The organism is Burkholderia sp. BCC1999 (assembly GCF_905339975.1).
GTDB lineage: Bacteria > Pseudomonadota > Gammaproteobacteria > Burkholderiales > Burkholderiaceae > Burkholderia.
Genome location: NZ_CAJPHP010000064.1, coordinates 1 through 791 on the forward strand (window position 1 = coordinate 1; position 791 = coordinate 791).

Annotated in this window: 1 protein-coding gene; it reads right to left on the reverse strand. The window is 69.5% G+C overall.

Features of this window, described 5'->3' with window-relative positions:
• Positions 1-2: 2 nt before the first annotated feature.
• Positions 3-791, reverse strand: a 789-nt coding sequence (locus tag U5809_RS34565; RefSeq protein ID WP_322089850.1) for an efflux transporter outer membrane subunit, incomplete at its 5' end; no start/stop codon positions are given.

Below are 791 nucleotides of genomic sequence, written 5' to 3' on the forward strand. Positions count from 1 at the left end.
GCTTACCCGTTCGTCGCCGCTGCCGACGCAGCCGCCGGAGCGGCCGCCTTGTCGTAGTCGGCCGGCGCATCCGGCGCGCGCGGCGTTTCGCCTGCGCGCTGGATCCAGCCGCCACCCAAGGCGCGGTACAGCGTCACGAGGTTCGTCCAGCGCGCCAGACGCGCGTTGATCAGCGTCTGCTGCGCGGAGTACAGGTCCGTCTGCGCGGTCAGCACCGACAGGTAGCTGTCCACACCGTTCTTGTAGCGCAGGTCCGACAGGTCGAAACGCCGCTGCTGCGCGTGCTCGTTGCGCTCCAGCGCCGCGATCTGCTGGTCGTACGTGCCGCGTGCGGCCAGGCCGTCCGACACTTCGCGGAATGCCGACTGGATCGCCTTCTCGTAGTTGGCGATCTCGATGCGCTTCTGCACGTTCGCGAGGTTCAGGTTCGCGATGTTCTGGCCGCCTTCGAAGATCGGCATCGTGATCTGCGGCGCGAACGACCACGCCGCCGTGCCGGCCTTGAACAGCCCGCCGAGCGTCGGGCTGCCGGTGCCGAACGCACCCGTCAGCGAGATGCGCGGGAAGAACGCTGCGCGCGCCGCGCCGATGTTCGCGTTCGCGGCCAGCAGCGTCTGCTCGGCCTGCATCACGTCGGGGCGACGCGTCAGCAGATCCGACGGCAACCCGGCCGGCACGTCCGTCAGCAGGTTTTGCGAGTCGAGCGGCATGCCCGCCGGCAGATCGTCCGGCAGCGGTTCGCCGATCAGCAGCACCAGATAGTTCAGCGCCTGCGCACGCGCACGCGCCTG